18 protein-coding genes and 1 other RNA gene are annotated in these 16,902 nt (G+C 40.0%); 10 read left to right on the top strand and 9 right to left on the bottom strand.

Annotated elements, in window-relative coordinates:
• Nucleotides 1–28: 28 nt before the first annotated feature.
• Entirely contained in the window at nucleotides 29–424 is a 396-nt protein-coding gene (locus PL_RS06105) for a MerC domain-containing protein (RefSeq protein WP_041883547.1), read from the bottom strand.
• A gap of 188 nt (nucleotides 425–612) precedes the next feature.
• On the opposite strand from PL_RS06105, the gene eco reads away from it, so the two are divergent.
• A complete protein-coding gene (eco, locus tag PL_RS06100; RefSeq protein ID WP_041883548.1) occupies nucleotides 613–1,077 on the top strand; it encodes a serine protease inhibitor ecotin in 465 nt (154 codons plus the stop codon).
• 42 nt (nucleotides 1,078–1,119) lie between these two features.
• Here the strand turns inward: eco and PL_RS06095 are convergent, their stop codons facing one another.
• Nucleotides 1,120–1,911 (bottom strand): carbon-nitrogen hydrolase family protein, encoded by a 792-nt coding sequence (locus PL_RS06095; protein ID WP_235324579.1) that lies wholly within the window; start codon nucleotides 1,909–1,911, stop codon nucleotides 1,120–1,122.
• 48 nt (nucleotides 1,912–1,959) lie between these two features.
• Nucleotides 1,960–3,684: a DNA integrity scanning protein DisA nucleotide-binding domain protein gene (locus tag PL_RS06090; protein WP_200890766.1), complete on the bottom strand. Its 1,725-nt coding sequence runs from the start codon at nucleotides 3,682–3,684 to the stop codon at nucleotides 1,960–1,962.
• A gap of 192 nt (nucleotides 3,685–3,876) precedes the next feature.
• Between PL_RS06090 and PL_RS06085 the strand changes: the two genes are divergently transcribed.
• The 3 genes from PL_RS06085 to PL_RS06075 all read left to right on the top strand — a co-directional run bounded on the left by PL_RS06085 (nucleotide 3,877) and on the right by PL_RS06075 (nucleotide 7,796).
• Entirely contained in the window at nucleotides 3,877–5,109 is a 1,233-nt protein-coding gene (locus PL_RS06085) for an MFS transporter (RefSeq protein WP_041883549.1), read from the top strand.
• Between the two features lie 36 nt (nucleotides 5,110–5,145).
• Nucleotides 5,146–6,135 carry an endo-beta-N-acetylglucosaminidase F3 gene (gene endOF3 / locus PL_RS06080; RefSeq protein WP_348621227.1) on the top strand — a complete coding sequence of 330 codons (990 nt, stop codon included), beginning with the start codon at nucleotides 5,146–5,148 and terminating at the stop codon, nucleotides 6,133–6,135.
• A 164-nt stretch (nucleotides 6,136–6,299) separates the two neighbouring features.
• On the top strand, nucleotides 6,300–7,796 hold the full coding sequence (locus PL_RS06075; protein ID WP_041883551.1) for a gluconokinase: 1,497 nt from the start codon (nucleotides 6,300–6,302) through the stop codon (nucleotides 7,794–7,796).
• A gap of 66 nt (nucleotides 7,797–7,862) precedes the next feature.
• On the opposite strand, the gene PL_RS06070 is transcribed toward PL_RS06075, so the two are convergent.
• Nucleotides 7,863–8,543 carry a hypothetical protein gene (locus PL_RS06070; protein ID WP_041884400.1) on the bottom strand — a complete coding sequence of 227 codons (681 nt, stop codon included), beginning with the start codon at nucleotides 8,541–8,543 and terminating at the stop codon, nucleotides 7,863–7,865.
• 158 nt (nucleotides 8,544–8,701) lie between these two features.
• Nucleotides 8,702–8,923 (bottom strand): hypothetical protein, encoded by a 222-nt coding sequence (locus PL_RS06065; protein WP_041884402.1) that lies wholly within the window; start codon nucleotides 8,921–8,923, stop codon nucleotides 8,702–8,704.
• Nucleotides 8,924–9,036: 113 nt separating this feature from the next.
• On the opposite strand from PL_RS06065, the gene PL_RS06060 reads away from it, so the two are divergent.
• Complete coding sequence (locus PL_RS06060; RefSeq protein WP_041884403.1) at nucleotides 9,037–9,519, top strand: copper resistance protein NlpE; 483 nt, start codon at nucleotides 9,037–9,039, stop codon at nucleotides 9,517–9,519.
• A gap of 93 nt (nucleotides 9,520–9,612) precedes the next feature.
• Here PL_RS06060 and PL_RS06055 read toward each other — a convergent pair whose 3' ends face one another.
• The 4 genes from PL_RS06055 to PL_RS06040 form a co-directional block, all read right to left on the bottom strand.
• A complete protein-coding gene (locus PL_RS06055) occupies nucleotides 9,613–11,022 on the bottom strand; it encodes a sigma-54-dependent transcriptional regulator (protein ID WP_348621224.1) in 1,410 nt (469 codons plus the stop codon).
• A 66-nt stretch (nucleotides 11,023–11,088) separates the two neighbouring features.
• Nucleotides 11,089–11,476: RNase P RNA component class A (rnpB, locus tag PL_RS06050), an RNA gene on the bottom strand.
• Between the two features lie 31 nt (nucleotides 11,477–11,507).
• A complete protein-coding gene (locus PL_RS06045) occupies nucleotides 11,508–11,927 on the bottom strand; it encodes a c-type cytochrome (protein WP_041884405.1) in 420 nt (139 codons plus the stop codon).
• Between the two features lie 2 nt (nucleotides 11,928–11,929).
• Nucleotides 11,930–12,583, bottom strand: coding sequence for an SCO family protein (locus PL_RS06040; protein ID WP_041884418.1), 654 nt, complete (start codon nucleotides 12,581–12,583; stop codon nucleotides 11,930–11,932).
• A gap of 100 nt (nucleotides 12,584–12,683) precedes the next feature.
• Between PL_RS06040 and PL_RS06035 the strand changes: the two genes are divergently transcribed.
• From PL_RS06035 to PL_RS06015, 5 genes are all read left to right on the top strand, one after another.
• Nucleotides 12,684–13,685, top strand: coding sequence for a beta-ketoacyl-ACP synthase III (locus PL_RS06035; protein ID WP_041884406.1), 1,002 nt, complete (start codon nucleotides 12,684–12,686; stop codon nucleotides 13,683–13,685).
• Nucleotides 13,686–13,692: 7 nt separating this feature from the next.
• Nucleotides 13,693–14,067 (top strand): hypothetical protein, encoded by a 375-nt coding sequence (locus PL_RS06030; RefSeq protein ID WP_041884408.1) that lies wholly within the window; start codon nucleotides 13,693–13,695, stop codon nucleotides 14,065–14,067.
• A gap of 127 nt (nucleotides 14,068–14,194) precedes the next feature.
• On the top strand, nucleotides 14,195–14,629 hold the full coding sequence (locus PL_RS06025; RefSeq protein ID WP_041884409.1) for a hypothetical protein: 435 nt from the start codon (nucleotides 14,195–14,197) through the stop codon (nucleotides 14,627–14,629).
• Nucleotides 14,629–15,243 carry an SCO family protein gene (locus PL_RS06020; protein ID WP_041884411.1) on the top strand — a complete coding sequence of 205 codons (615 nt, stop codon included), beginning with the start codon at nucleotides 14,629–14,631 and terminating at the stop codon, nucleotides 15,241–15,243. Before PL_RS06025 ends, PL_RS06020 begins: the two co-directional genes overlap by 1 nt.
• 1 nt (nucleotide 15,244) lies before the next feature.
• Nucleotides 15,245–16,822, top strand: coding sequence for a PepSY-associated TM helix domain-containing protein (locus tag PL_RS06015; protein WP_041884413.1), 1,578 nt, complete (start codon nucleotides 15,245–15,247; stop codon nucleotides 16,820–16,822).
• Nucleotides 16,823–16,902: the final 80 nt, after the last annotated feature.

The raw sequence follows: 16,902 nt of genomic DNA, 5'->3' as shown, positions 1-16,902 counted from the left end.
AAATATATCTGAAGCTGAACTGTCAGAATCAATGTTTAGCAGTATGTGTACAAACTTTATTTAACCTCCAGTTGACCAGATGGGCAGCTGCCACGGTAAACCCACCCAGAGGAATCAGAATGGGCTCAAGACTTTCAATTCCGGAAAAATGGCCAATACCGATAAGTGCGAAACCCGTAAACAGGATAAAAAACGGAAGTAATTTATGATGCTGTTTCCGGTAAGACATACTCAGAGAAAGTACGCCCAGAAATACTGAAATGATAATCATAGAGATTTCTACCCATTCGTTGCTTAAAAATTCGAGTCCCAAAAGGGGTAGGGTAGTTAAAAAAATAGGAACCAGGGCACAGTGAACAGCACATAGAGTTGAAGCAGTCATTCCCAGACGGTCAAGTTGTTGAGAGGTTTTTGATAGGGCCATATACGTGAAAATTATTGAGTGATATAAAAATGCTATGCTGTATGATAAACGATATGCAAATATAAAAGCAACTATATTGCATTTAGTATGGTGTATGTCATTTTTGTGGATAATATCATTGGGAGCTAAAAAATCCCCTTCTGGCATCTTTCTTGTAAGTAGAATATGATAAATTAAAATATAACATTATGAAATTACTGCTCACAATCGCATTCGGATTAATTACAGCAACAACAGCCTCATTTGCTCAGGACAAACAGAATTTAAAGATCTATCCTGAACCAAAAGAGGGATTTGAGCGTTCGGTTATTCAATTAACCCCTAAAAAGAATGAAGCAGATTTTAAAGTAGAAATCATTGTAGGTAAAACCATGAAAGTAGATTGTAACCTGCACAATCTGATGGGGAAATTTGAAGAGAAAGATCTGAAAGGATGGGGTTACACTTATTTTGAGTACAATTCTGATGGCAAAACTACCTCTACGATGAGAGGATGTCCGGACAGAGTGCTAAAAGATAAATTTATTTATAATACAGAACTGACCCGTTATAACAGCAAATTGCCGATTATCGTTTATGCGCCAAAAGGTTTTCAGGTAAAATATAAGATCTGGACCAGAAGCCAGAAACAGCAGGATGCAACTGTTAAATAATATCTTTTAAAAAAGGGGCGGTATTGAATACCAGCCCCTTTTTTAGTTATACAGATGATTTTTAAATCTTTTTGCCAGGAAACCTGTAGCCAGGTCAGGGTCAATATCTGCGACAATAATATCTGCTTTTCCATATTTCTCGTGTACCAGACAAGTCCCGTCAGGGCCTATTACAGCACTTGCTGATTCAGGATGAAGAGAAGCGAAATTTGAACTGGCAAAATAGATCGTATTTTCCAATGCCCTCATCATCATTGCTTTTTCATAATAAGGGTTCTCTTTGGCTCCCCATTCTCTGAGCTGTATACCACCGGTATTGCTTCCACTAAAATGAGGATGAAAGACTATTTTAGCCCCGTTTTGTGCAGCCCATCTTACTGATTCAGGATAACGGAATCCCTCATGGCAAATTGTAATGCCAAATTTCATTCCTTTTACTTCAAAGATCTGACGTTTTTCACCAGGAATCCACAGTTGGTCTTCTGATGGATCGAGCTGGTTTTTTGCCTGATAACCTAATATTTTGCCTGTATCAGAAATCACGTGAGCAACATTTAAAATTCCTTCGGGCTCATGCCAGTCCATAGGCAGGATAACCGCAATGGCATGATCAGCTGCAATTGCACAAACTTTAGTGAGCGCTGCCTGTAATTTTTCATCAAGACGATCTTCCGGTTCATAACCCATTCCTGGATAACCTGGGATATAGGATTCTGGGAAACAGATGATTGAGGCCTTTTCAGTAGCAGCTTTTTTTACCAGTTTTTCAAGCCAGTACAAACCGTCGCTGATAGATTTTGGAAATGGAGGAGAGGCAATAGCTATTCTGATCATAGCAGCAAATATGATTAAAAATTGTAAAATGCTCAGGCAAAAACAATTTTATTCTCTTACATAATAACCAATATTCATATCGGCATTTGGCACTAAATTATTCCAGATCATTCTCACTCCGTCTTCGCTGTCTTTATATTTAAATTCAACAATTCGGCGCAGCCGGTTTACTGTTCCGCATTCTTTTGGTGAAAGATAGAAATCGTGTTCCTGGAAAAACTCCATGAGCCGGTTGAAGTTCTTTCTTAGATATTTGTCCGACTGGCTGAGACTGGTTAATTCTCTGATATGAGATACAATAACCGAGTGTTTAACCTGTGGTTTCAGATCGGGAATCAGATCGATCAGACCATCTTCAGAAATGACAACCAATATAGTCTGAGCCTTATTGATCATGTGCTCATAATATCTGATAGCAGAGTTATATCTGGCTCCCCTTGATGAATCGCCATTAGCAGAAGCTACACCGTCTAAAATAACACCGATAGCATGACAGGTACAATCAATATCAATTAATACTGCGCCGTCAATAGAGGTAATCTGATGAATAATATCTTTATTGATCCGCATGGGTTTAATCTTAAAACACTGACTGTTTAGTCGGAGTGCTTCTCCACTGGCTTCAGAAGAGATAGCCAGAATGGTTCCATGTTTTTGTTTTGTTGCTTCCATGGTAACTTCCCATAGTGCATTTAGTCTTGATTTATCGATGCCCTGAAAAACTCTTTTCAGGCTGGAATAGAACTTTTCTCTGTTGATTTTTTCATTATGCAAAGCCGGCATCCGGAAAGAAACGGACATCATGATATGGTTATGATGCAGCACTTCCCAGTGGAAATGTTTGGTGAAATGGATGATAAACAAAGACTCATCGTGAAAGTTATATTTTCCGGTTAACTGTCCGAGACCATATATCCAGACGGAATCAGAAAGCATCATCTGTTTATTGTCGGCCAGTTCCAGAAACTTCCTCATTTTCCTGAAATCTTTGATATGGATCGGGTTTTCGAGCAGCATAGTCACTTTTACATTAGGATGCTGCTGATGGGCAATGACCATTTTTCCAAACCCTTCTTCTCCTTCATATTTTAGCGAAGAGATCGTGTTACAAGCATCAAACAATACATGCAAACCTCCAGGATTTTGTCCGGCAAGAGAAATTGTGGTCAGAAAATTAAGGCCTGCCTGGCTGACCAGTTCATCCCGGCTTTTGGCCAGCACATTAAAATCTGATTTTGGTTTGGTCTTTAGGGCATTTGCACTGGCATCAAGATAAACCCTGATTATACTCTCTAAAAAAGAGCGGCTTATACACTGACCGCCAGGCAGGGTGTTTTTAGTCAGATAGTAAAATGTACTGAGTATTCTTTTACTGAGTTCCAGGACTGTATAAACCAGGTATCCGTTAATGAAAACCGGTTCAGAGATAAAATTCACATTGTTTTTACCATGTACATGTGATCTTAGAATATGTTGTATTTCTGTGATATAGGCAGTATTTAAAGTTCCGGTATGGCTCTCTTTTTGCTCGTCATTTTCCTGTTTCACTAAAAGGCTGTGTTGTATGCTTAAGGCTTTGAGAGAGACAAAATCCTTTTTGTAATATTCACAGTGCGGACATTCCAGGCTTACAAAAGGCAGGTGCATATCTGGTTTCAGCAATACCCCAATCAGGAACACTTTAGGCGAAAGCCTGTCGTCCAGAGAATCGAATAGTTCTTCTGCAGCTAGTTGTAATGAAATCTGGCAATGCTGCTGATGTTCCCAAATCATATGATTAGCACCTGTCATACTTTGATAGTGTTGTTAAAGTAGAGTTATGGCTATAATACGTTATGGGTTTAATTGATTAATGGACACTTGCCCACAAATATATTTGAATTTTAGCATCCCAATTGTTAAAGAAAGTTAATTACGTGAAGCATAAATTACTACATTAGTTATATAAAAACATCAATCGACCTAATGCAACCAAATAAAGCCTCAAACACTGCCCTAAGCGCAGCTATTCTTGTAGCCTCTCTGGGCTACTTCGTAGATATTTACGATCTTTTATTATTCAGTATTGTCCGTATTCCAAGTTTAAAATCCTTAGGGCTTAGTGGTACTCAGCTAACTGATACAGGTATTATGCTGTTAAACACGCAGATGATCGGTATGCTCATTGGTGGTATTTTATGGGGGATGCTGGGTGATAAAAAAGGACGTTTATCCGTATTATTTGGTTCCATATTTTTATACTCTATGGCTAATATCGCCAATGGCCTGGTACATTCTGTAAATGCCTATGCTTTCTGGCGTTTTATTGCCGGACTGGGACTTGCAGGAGAGCTTGGAGCAGGGATCACACTGGTCGCAGAACTGATGCCTAAAGAAAAAAGAGGTTATGCAACCACTATTGTCGCTTCTGTAGGCGTGAGTGGTGCGGTGGTAGCCTATTTTATTGCCCAGCTCTTTGACTGGCGGACTTCCTTTTTTATAGGCGGAGGTTTAGGCTTATTATTGCTTTTGCTCCGTGTAGGGGTTGCAGAATCGGGCATGTTCAGCGAATCTAAAGAAGCCAGTAACCGGGGTGATTTTTTTGCTTTGTTCAGGAATAAAATACAGTTTGTTAAATATGTAAGGTGTATTATGATCGGTATTCCTTTATGGTTTGTAGTAGGCGTGCTCATTACCTTATCTCCCGAATTTGGTAAAGTACTGCGGGTGCAGGGTGAAGTGAGTGCAGGAGCAGCGGTAGCCTGGTGTTACGGAGGGATTGTTATAGGGGACATTGCCGGTGGATTAATCAGTCAATGGCTAAAGAGCAGGATCAAAGTAGTTTATCTTTTTCTTGCTATGGCGACACTGGGGATTACGGCTTATTTTACCCTGTATGACCTCAGTTTACAGCATTTTTACTGGTTATGTGGTGGAATAGGCTTAACTGTTGGCTACTGGGTAATTTTTATGACCATTGCTACTGAACAGTTTGGTACCAATATCAGAGCGACAGTAACTACTACCGTTCCAAATTTTGTGCGTGGTGCTGTAGTGCCTTTAACTCTTCTTTTTCAATTGTTAAAAGGTGCTTTTGGCGGGAATATTATCCATTCAGGGATAACTGTTGCCATTATCAGTCTTGCTATTGCATTTTATGCATTAAGCCGTATGAAAGAGACTTTCTCTAAAGATCTGGATTACGTGGAAGAGTTCTAACCTGCGAATTCTTATTTTTTAATTAAATATACCTTTATGAAAAACAGTAAAAAAAATCTGGTCGCTTTAATCTGCCTGCTATTGCCTGCGCTGATTTATTCGAGTTGTAAAAAACAGGAGTCAGGTGCTGGTACTGACACAGGTACTGCAAAAACAGAAGCTGCGGTAAAGCAGAAATTTATTGCCTATTACATTACAGATGGCCGTAATCCTACTTTTAAACTCCGTGATATGCCTGATGGTGTAGATATGGTGGTCTTGTTTGGTGTTAAATACTGGCAGTATCTGGATACTTTGAAATATCCTGCCGGGACCGGTATGATGGCCAGTTACAAGTCTTACGGGGAGTATTTCAGTGATGTTAAGGCCTTACAGCAAAGAGGAATTAAGGTTTTACAAAATGTGGATGATGCGGCCAGCTGGCAGGATGCTAAGCCAGATGGATATGCCACTCCTGAAATCTGGGCAACGACTTTAAAACAAACACTGATTGATAAATATCATCTGGACGGAATCAGCCTGGATATAGAACATTCAGGAAAAAGACCAAACCCTATTCCTCCATTTCCAAAGTTTTCAGAGATCGGGTATAATGGCTGGTACAGCGGTTCTATGGACGCCAATCCTAATTTCCTTTCCTGTATAGGAGCACTGACCAAATATTTCGGGCCAAAAGCTGCTAACAATACACAGTTACATACAGCTACCGGACTGGATGTTTATTCCTGGAATAAAATTGCAGAGAAATATGTAGATGCGATCGACTATTTCCAGGTGCAGTCTTATGACAGAAAGATTACTGACTGTCAGCTGATGATGAACTATGCAACAGGTACCAATAAAATACCAGCTTCAAAAATGGTTTTTGGTTCTTATGCCGAAGGAGGGAAGTCGCAGACCGAAGATGTTAAACTGGCTAAATGGGTACCAACTCAGGGACAGAAAGGTGGTATCATGGTTTATACTTTTAATGCCAATGTAACTTACGCTAAAGCAGTTCTGGCTGGTCTCAGATCTAGTGACTAAATCGTTGTATCAACCTATCAAGATATCTTTGTGTCTATATCAGGGCCTGCTGTGAAATGATTTATTCCGGCAGGCCTTTTGATTATGCCATATCAAATCCATCTTTTGGAATTAAATTTTGCTTCAGTAGGGTTAAAGTATAAATTGCAGCTTAATCGATAATCATGCAATACATTTTAGGAACAGACATCGGAACCGGAAGTACTAAAGCTGTAGCAGTTGGAACAGATCACAGGGCTTTCGACAGCAGTCAGTATTTTTATCCAACAAATGTGGATCAGCCTGGTTATAGTGAACAGGACCCTGAGCTGATCTGGCAGGCTTTTCAGCAAAGTATAACCACCATAGTCTCCAGGCTGAAATCTGCTCCTGCAGCGATCAGTTTGAGCTGTGCAATGCATAGTTTGATTGCGGTTGATGAAGATGGTAAGGCATTAGCCCCAATGATGACCTGGGCAGATAGCAGAAGTACTGCGGTAGCATATTCGCTGTTAGCCTCCGGGCTTGGAACCGCTTTATATAAAGCTACCGGAACACCTGTTCATTCGATGTCTCCGTTATGCAAAATCATCTGGATCAGAGAAAATCAACCGGAGTTTTTTAAAAGCGTTTATAAGTTCATTTCTATTAAAGAATATATCTGGTATCGTCTGTTTGGTGTTTTTGAAGTGGATCATTCAGTAGCTTCCTGTACGGGGTTAATGGATGTGAATACATTGTTATGGCATCCTGAAGCTCTTGCAGCTGCCGGTATCAGGCCGGCGCAGCTGTCTGCACTGGTTAGCACCAACCATCTGAGGAAAAATACGGATACTTTAGCCGTATTGCCATTGCTCGCCAAAGAAACACCATTTGTGATTGGGGCAACAGATGGTTGTCTGGCCAACCTGGGAACCGGAGCTATACAGCCCGGAATTGCCGCTTTGACTATCGGGACCAGTGGTGCGCTGAGAGTTGCAGGGAATACTGCTGTGGTTAATGAAAAGGCTATGAACTTTAGCTATCGTCTGGATGAGCAGATATTTATCAACGGAGGACCGGTAAATAATGGGGGAGTGGCACTGAAGTGGCATTTGAAAAATATCTTTCAGAAGACGGAGCTTAAGAGAGAAGATTATGATGAGGCACTGGGTAAAATTGAGTCCATTTTGCCAGGAGCTTCCGGACTGATTTTTCTGCCTTATTTACAGGGGGAACGTGCACCTATATGGGACTCCAAAAGCTGCGGTACATTTTTTGGAATGCATCTGAATCATCAGACTCCTCATTTTACCCGGGCGGTGATTGAGGGAATTTGTTTTGCTTTAAATGATGTTTTGCAGTCACTTACTGCTTCCGGGCAGGAAATCAGGCAGCTGAATGTAAGCGGAGGTTTTGTTACTTCGGCTATCTGGCTGCAGATTATGGCTGATATTACTGGTAAAAAACTTTTGCTGTATAGTGCAGAAGATGCTTCGGCGGTTGGAGCTGCCTATCTTGCTTTTAAGACTATCGGGCTGTCAGCTGATTATCCACAGCCCGATCAGTTGAATCTTACTTATATCGAACCTGATGAAAAGAACCATCTGGTCTATCAGCAGGTCTTCGGGTTTTATAAAAAGATATACGGACAGTTAAAAGAAGTGATGCATGAAATGTATGATCTGAACAATCCATCCTGAAGCTGTAATGCAAAAGGCCGTTAACCTGATCAGGTTAACGGCCTTTTGCATTGAATTATAAGGAGGTTACTGATGAACCGAATTGTAGTTCTTTACCAGTGACACTATAGATTTTACATCAAAATATTCAGTTCCTTTAATGCGTTCAGTCAGATCTTTATCATCAGACATTTTCTCCATTAAGGTGTTTTTAATATACTGGGTATTGGTATCAGAGTTGTCCGGAGTAATTTCCAGCATCTCACCTGATCCTGGCTTTTCAATATAATATAATGCACGGCGTTCTCTTCTGGGTCTGTCATCATCATCCCGTCTGCCGCCAAAACTTACTCCTCCGCCAATTCCAACACCACTATAACCTCCGGTTCCAATACCAAGACCAATAGAAGGAGAGAAACGGACACGGCGTTTTGGTTTTTCAGCCAGACCTGTGCTGCCGCCCATAGAATACAAATTCAGCTTGCCAGCTTCTACGAGTTTAAAGAAACGGTAATCTGTTTTTTTATTGGTGACAAATGGTTTACTTACAAATGTTTCCCCATTCCATAAAAATTCTTTAATGTCTTTAGCACTATACTTTTCAAGTGTCCCGTCATCTTTTTTAAGACCGACAGTCAGGAAATCTGTCCCCTGGATTGTTCCACGGACAAAGTTGCCAGTATCAATAACTACTGCATCCTGTGCAGAAGCAGCAATCGCGAGCAGAGAAAAAAGTACCAGGGTACTCAAATATTTGATCAGTTTCATCTGTTTATCTTTTATAGTGACCGGAGCCTTTCATCACGTCAGGATCCTGTCAGCTCAAATAACGTAAATTATTTGCTAATTGTTGTCACAGGTAGTTCAGATATGTAAAATGCCCTGTTAACTAACAGGGCATTTAATTTGTATTATTCAGTTAACGATTATGCTGCTTTTTTTGCAGGAGGAGTCATTTTAACTGTAGTTGGTTTCTTAGTTTCTTTGTTTGCTTTGAAACGTTTGTCTGGTGTACCGTCTTTTTTCATTGGCTGCTTGTTCTTTTTATAACGCATATCCTTTGAGCCATCTTTTTTTGTCTGAGCGAATGTTTGCGTGGTTGTAAAAGCCATTACAGCCAACAGCATCATAACGATTAACTTTTTCATATTGTGGTTTTTTTAAATTTACATGAAGCTATAAAACATTTTCCAGATTTCATACCTGATTATTCTTTGGCGTGTTTCTTGCTTCTTGTGAATATACATAAAAATAACGTACCATGAAAAGACAAATTCTGGCAATTGCTATTACAGGCTGCACCTTATGGGGATGCGGCAATTCAAACAAATCTGAAAAACTAAATGCAGATAGTCTGTCTAAAGACAGCCTGACTATGGGAGCAGTTAAAACTGATACCGCAAAAACAGCTGACGGACATAACTCAATGAACTCTTTAGACTGGGATGGTACCTACAAAGGAGTTGTTCCCTGTGCCGATTGTGAAGGTATCGAAACTACTATAGTTTTAGGGAAAGATCTGACCTATAATGTGAAGACCAAATATCTGGGTAAGAGCGATACAAAGGTTTATGAAGAAAAAGGAAAGTTTACCTGGGATAAAGCAGGACAGGTTATTACACTGGATGGTATAAAAGATGCGCCGAATAAGTATTTTGTTGGAGAGAATCAGCTATTCCAGCGGGATATGGAAGGTAAAGAAATTACAGGTGCTCTTGCTGATCACTATATCCTGAAAAAATAGGTTTATACACTGGTCAGCTTTCAGCTGATCTTAAAAAAGGGATTAGCTTATTTTGCTAATCCCTTTTTCTATAGACCCGTCTTAAAAAATATACTATTCAGTTACTCTTTTTAAGCCGAATTTCTCAATTTTACTATACAGGTGACTTCGTTGAATATCAATGTCATCCGCGGTCTTAGATACGTTCCAGTTGTTCTTTTCCAGTTTGAATTTGATAAACTCTCTTTCTGCATGATCTTTATAATCCTGGAAATTTGTGAATTTATCATAATTGGTTACACCACCTGAAGAACCGTTGTTACCACCATTATGACTATGATTAGCAGCACCGATATTTGTACCTCCGCCCGGATTGGCAAATGCGATAACCTCATGTTCTGAGATTATTTTATCACTCAGAATAATCAGACGTTCAATCATATTATGCAGTTCACGCACATTACCTGTCCATGGTAAGTTTTGTAAAGCGACCATCCCTGCCTCACTGATTTTTTTGACTGGCATGCCGTAGTCTTTGCAAATGTCCTCCAGGAAGCTCATTGCAATTTCAGGAATATCTTCTCTGCGTTCAGTTAAATGAGGGACGTGAATATTGATTACATTCAGACGGTGGTATAAGTCCATTCTGAAATTACCGTCTTCAATTTCTTTCATCAGGTCTTTGTTCGTTGCTGCCAGCACACGTACATTAACTTCTAATTCTTTTTCGCCACCAACACGGGTGATTTTATGTTCCTGTAAAGCACGAAGTACTTTTGCCTGTGCAGAAAGGCTCATGTCACCAATTTCATCCAGAAACAGGGTGCCTCCATTAGCCAGTTCAAATTTACCGATCCTTTGTTTTACTGCAGAGGTAAATGATCCTTTTTCGTGACCGAAAAGCTCACTTTCTATCAGTTCAGATGGAATTGCTGCGCAGTTTACTTCAATTAAAGGGCTTTCAGAACGATTTGATTTCTCATGTAACCAACGTGCAACCAATTCTTTACCACTACCATTTGCACCGGTAATTAGTACACGGGCTTCCGTAGGGGCAACACGCTCAATTGTTTCCTTGATTTTATTGATATTCTCTGAACTTCCCAGAATATCTCTTGTTTTGCTAACCCTGCGTTTTAATACTTTGGTTTCAGTAACCAGGTTACCTCTGTCCAGTGCATTTCTTACAGTGATTAATAAACGGTTTAAGTCAGGTGGTTTAGAGATAAAATCAAAAGCTCCTTTTTTGCTGGCTTCAATTGCGGTCTCTACAGTACCGTGGCCGGAGATCATAATAAATGGAAGATCCGGACTGTATGCCAATGCCTGTTCAAGCACTTCCATACCATCCATCTTATTCATTTTTATATCACATAATACCAGGTCGTATTTCTTTTTTTTGATCAGATCAAGTCCGTCAACTCCATTATCAATATCCTCTACCTCGTAATTTTCGTACTCTAAGATCTCACGTAATGTGCTTCTTATCGCACGTTCATCATCAATTATTAATAATTTAGCCATAGGGTATGTTAATCTTTTATCGGATACGAATATATTTACTAATTATCAAATAATACAGATAAAATGAAAAAATGCAAGCCTGTAAGCCGGGTTCTGTACCCTGATAAATCAGGGCTTCTACCATTAATCTACTATAAACGTTGCCATTTATCTCTAACGACCTACCCACTGACATCGGACGAGCAGCCCTACATGCGTCAGCCTATTTGGTCTTTCAACTCCCGGGGTTTACCAGCTCTTCCAGTCACCTGGAAAATTCGTGAGCTCTTACCTCACGATTTCAACCTTACCTGTGCCTTGCGGCCATCGGCGGTATATTTTCTGCGGCACTTTCCATAATTCAGGTCTTCAATCCCAAACCTCTTCCCGTTAGGAAGCGAGATGCTCTGTGTTGCCCGGACTTTCCTCTTTAAGATGCCGGAGCATTACTTACAGCGATAGAACAGCTTGCATTTTGCGCAAAGCTACAGAAAAAAAACAAATTGCTATTTGCAGTTCTTAAGATCGTTTTCTACCTGCTGGTTGTTGTACATGCCTTGCCGATGTCCAAAGCCATTGGTGATATAAACAATCAGCTGAGCGATATCTATATCAGCCAGATTAAATTCAGGCATTTTACCTTCATAAACCTGTCCATGGACAGTAACCGGCGTAGAAATCCCATTTTTGATAAAGCAGGCAAGCTTTGCTTTGTTAGTCTTCATAAATACACTGTCCGTAAGCGGTGGGGTTAAAGCACCCAGTCCTTCGCCTTTGGCACCATGGCAATTCTGACAATGTTTGATATAAAGATCTCTTCCATTAACATAATAGGCATCCTGTTGTACTGTCTCTGCAGTCTGGCAAGAATAAAACATGCTGATCAGCGTTAGCGAAACCAGACTAATCAATATAAATTTTCTCATCTCTATTTTTTATCCTCTGCCAGTAAAACCGGAATATCTTTTTCCAGCTGTGCCACCTGTTCAGGATTTGTTCCGTCATAGGCACCGCGGATTCTTCTGTCTTTATCAATCAGGACTAAAAATCCCTGATGTACATAACCATCTCTGTTGGTGCTGTCTGCATTTACGGCAACCAGGTAACTCTTCCCGGCCAGCGTGTATACACTGTCCTTAGGGCCGTATACAAATTGCCATTTCGGGCTGTCGGCTCCCAGTTTTTGTGCATACTTTTTAAGTACAGAAGGTGTATCGTACTTAAAATCTATGGTATGTGATAAAAACATGACATCAGGATTATTTTTGAACTTATCTGAGATCATTTTCAGGTTTCTGTGCATAATAGGGCAGATACTGGTGCATGAAGTGAAAAAGAAGTCGGCAATGTAGATTTTTCCCTTAAAATGGTCATTTGTAATATATACACTATCCTGGTTCAGGAATTTAAAAGCAGGGATAGTCTGATATATTGTGTCAACACCTTGCGTTCCGTCGCTGTTTTTAACGGTTTTAGTGTCTCTTAAGCCATATATCGGAAGTTTTCTTTCTTCTTTGCAGGATGAAGCAAACAACGTGGCACTCAGTAAAATAGCGCAAATAACGGAGGATTGATGTCTCATAATAAAATTCATTGTTCCGGCAAAGGTACGCTACTGTAAAAATAAAGTGTAACGTAGCTGTAAATATTTATTAGTTTTGCGCCAAGAATTGTAATGCTTAATGAGAAAGAGATATAATGCTGCCATAACAGCTTTGGGAGGATATGTACCAGAAACCATTTTAACCAATCACGATCTGGAGAAAATGGTGGATACAAATAGTGACTGGATTATTTCCAGAACTGGTATTCACGAGAGAAGAATCCTTAATGATGATTCACTTGCAACCTCCGACTTAGCTACCATGGCAGTCAAAAGACTATTGGAAGATAGTCAGATCAACCCTGATGAAATTGAATGCGTAATTGTGGCTACTGCTACTCCTGATTATATTATGGTTTCTACAGCCAGTATAGTCTGCGAAAAGGCAGGGCTGAAAAATGCATGGGGTGTTGACTCCAATGCGGCCTGCAGTGGATTTCTTTATGCACTGACTCTGGGTGCAAGTTTAATTGAAAGTAATCGCTATAAAAATGTGATTGTTATTGGCGCCGATGCAAACAGTACTATTGTAAATTATGAAGACAGAAATACCTGTATCCTTTTTGGTGATGGGGCCGGAGCAGTTTTGCTTGAGCGTACAGAAGCAGAAATTGGGCTGGTAGATAATGTATTCAGAACTGATGGTGTAGGTAAGGAGCATTTGATTGTTACAGCGGGCGGATCACTTAATCCATCTTCACTGGATACCCTTGATAAAAAACAGAATTACATATCTCAGAATGGAAGGATAGTTTTTAAGGCGGCAATTGAAGGGATGACCCAGACCTGTACTGAGATTATGGATAGAAATCATCTGGAAACCAAAGATATCAACTGGCTGATTCCACATCAGGCCAACCTGAGAATTATTCAGGCAGTAGGTGATAAATTAGGTTTAACACAAGACCAGGTCAAAGTTAATATACAGCTTTACGGTAATACGACTGCTGCAACAATTCCACTGTGTATGTGGGAATTTAAAGAAGACTTTAAAGAAAATGATAATCTGTTGCTCACCGCTTTTGGTGCAGGATTCTCCTGGGGCGCAACATATTTAAAATGGGGTAAGTTAAGGGGGTAACCAATCAATGCTGAAACGCTTTACAGCTATATTACTTTTAATGTGTTCGGTTTCTGTAAACCTGTCAGGACTTTTTGTCTTTGCAGGTTTCGAAATGAACCAGGGATATATTGCTAAAGAGCTTTGTGTCAATAAAGACAAACCACAACTACATTGTAACGGTAAATGTTACCTCATTAAAAAACTTAAACAGGCAGAAGAGAAAGAGCAGAAACAGGATCGCCAGTTTCAGAAAATCCAGATGCAGGAAGCTGTCTTTTCTGCACCCTTTGTATTTAAACAATATTCATTTATTGCCAGACATCTGCGTGTTCCTTTAACAACAGGAAAACCGGTAACTCAGCTGAATTCTATTTTCCACCCTCCGCAATTCAGCTGCTAAATTCTTTTGGGCTTCCAGCCCTTTTAATTCAATTTTCTGATGTGTCTGCGAATAAGCAGACCAGTAATACATTTTTTTGCAGCCCGTTAAAAGGTTGCTGAAGACGTATTAATTAAACAATAATGATATGAAATTATTTTTAGCCGCAATCGTATTAGTTACAGGTGCAGTTGCCTGTACGCAAACTCCAAATTATAAGACAGAAAGAGATGAGGTCATGAAATTCCATGATACGGTAATGGAAGATCACGGGATTTTAGTGAACAACCAGATGAAACTGGATTCTATGCTGAAAGACCTGCCAGCTTTAAAAGCTAAATTTCCCGCAACAGATACGGTAAAAGAAAAAGTAGCCATGAAAGCTACTCTGGAAAGGTTAAACGGAGCTGAAGAGCTGATGAATGACTGGATGCATAAGTTTGAGCCTGATGTGACAGGGAAATCCAATGAAGATGCGATCAGTTATTTCAAAGCTGAGCGTATTAAAATTGGAAAAATAGACAGTTTGTACAAAGCTGAAATCCAATCATCTGATGCTTATCTGAAACAATTCAAAAAGTAATGGGAAAGAGACTGATTTATCTGTTGCTGCTGCTGGCAGTGGTGACAGGATGTAAGGACAAGCCAAAAAGACTTCCTTTTTTGCAACAGGATATCACAGGGACTGATACGACTTACCGGACTATTCCGGCTTTTAAATTTCTGAATCAGGATAGTGCAGTAGTGACCGGTAAAGATTTTGACGGTGCCATTTATGTCGCGGATTTTTTCTTTACTTCCTGCCCGACTATCTGCCCGACCATGCACCGCAATCTGTTAAAAGTATATAACAAATACTTAAATAATCCAGAGGTGAAACTGGCTTCACATACTATAGACGTGAAATACGATACACCTTCAAGAATGAAAGCTTATGCCACTAAACTGGGGATTAAGGGGACGCAATGGGAGTTTTTATGGGGCACAAAAGAACAAATTTATGCTTTGGCAGAACGTAATTACCTGGTCACTGTAGGGCAGGATAAAGCAGCACCAGGCGGTTTTATTCATCAGGGATATCTCGTGCTGGTTGATAAAGAAAAACGTATCAGAGGAGCTTATGACGGTACTGTAGATGAACAGGTAGCGCAGCTGATGAAAGATATGGATATTTTACTGGCAGAATATAAGCATTAACATGAGCACTGCAAATCTTAGCCGGACGGTCAAAAGGAATATGTATTCCTGGCACCGGATCCTGGGGATTATGACGATCATTCCGGTAATTTTCTGGACTTGTTCAGGTTTAAGTCATCCTATTATCGCCCACTGGTTCAAACTGCAGATCGCACATGAATATATTAAGCCGGTAGCGGTCAATAACAGTCAGATCAAACTGTCTGTTAACGATGTGCTTAGCAAAAACGGGATCAACTTATTCAAGAATTTCAGGATCATAAATTTCAAGGGAAAGACCTTTTATCAGGTCAAAGACAGGAAGAATGAAATACTGTATTTTTCTGCAGCAGATGGCGCAAAGTTACCTGACGGAGATCGTTTGTATGCGGAATATCTGAGCCGGTATTTTCTTGGAGACAGTACTGCTAAAATAGTCGCAGTAAATCAGGTCAGCAGTTTTACGGATGAGTATAAATATATCAACCGTTTGCTGCCGGTATGGAAGGTGAGTTTCGACAGAAAAGATAAGATGGATGTGTATGTGGAAACTTCACAAAGCAGGCTGGCAAATTATAATGATACCAACAGAAAGATTTTTCTTTGGGTATTCAGTAATTTTCACAGCTATGAATTCATCGCTAAAATTACGAATAATACAGCCAGGTATACCCTGGTGTTGGTACTGGCTTCAATTGTTATCTTTTCGACGCTGAGTGGATTACTGATCTATGGTTTTTTGTGGAAGAAGTTTAAAAAGCCTGTTACCGGGCAAAAAGTAGGGTTCTTACGTAAATATCACCGGAGTATCGGGTTATGGACTTCTGTTGTTACACTTACTTTTATGGGGTCAGGGGCTTATCATGCGACGCATAAATTTGCACCTGATGACAGGATTAATTACGTCGTTGAACCGGAAGTCAGACTGTGTGATCTGACTGTTGCTTCTACAGCTTTACCAGTGCAATGGGACCAGGTCAGCAATATTTCCCTGGCCAGATTTAATGATAAAACCTACTATCAGGTATACACTGTCAAAAAAGAAAATGACAGCTGGAAAAAGCAGCAGATAGCAAAAGCGGAAACTATGTTTGGAGAAAAGGATAAAAAAGATAAACCCAATGTCACTTATTATGATGCGGCCGATGGGCAGCTCTTAGCTGATGGGATTATGGAGCATAGCTATAGCCTGGTTAAACATTTTGTAGCACAGGGAGCTGCTGACGGTGAAGCTGCCTGTTGTGAAATGATGGCTAATGCTGCTGCGGATGAGACTGCTCCGCTGATTATTTCTTCCTCAGCTTATCTGACTAAATTTGATAATGATTACGGTTTTGTCAATAAACGTTTGCCGGTAGTGAAAATAGCGCTGAATACTCCAGGTCATCTTACTTATTATCTGGAAACGTCAACGGGCAGACTTGCTGCAAAAGTTCAGGATTCAGACAGGAGGGAAGGCCTGAGTTTTGCTGTATTCCATAAATTTTTACTCGTGGATTTTGCAGGAAAAAACTTTCGTGATTTTCTGACTGCTTTTTCCGCTTTTTGTGTGTTAGTAGTGAGTGTATTAGGGTTAATCCTGTTTATTAAAACGAAATAGGGAAAACAAAATAATTTAATAATCGTTTTGATTAGGTAGCTGTTTAAACTTATATCATAAGTTTAAACAGCTTTTCATAT

The organism is Pedobacter lusitanus (assembly GCF_040026395.1).
GTDB classification, from domain to species: Bacteria; Bacteroidota; Bacteroidia; order Sphingobacteriales; family Sphingobacteriaceae; genus Pedobacter; species Pedobacter lusitanus.
This window is presented reverse-complemented; position numbering and strand designations above follow the sequence as displayed.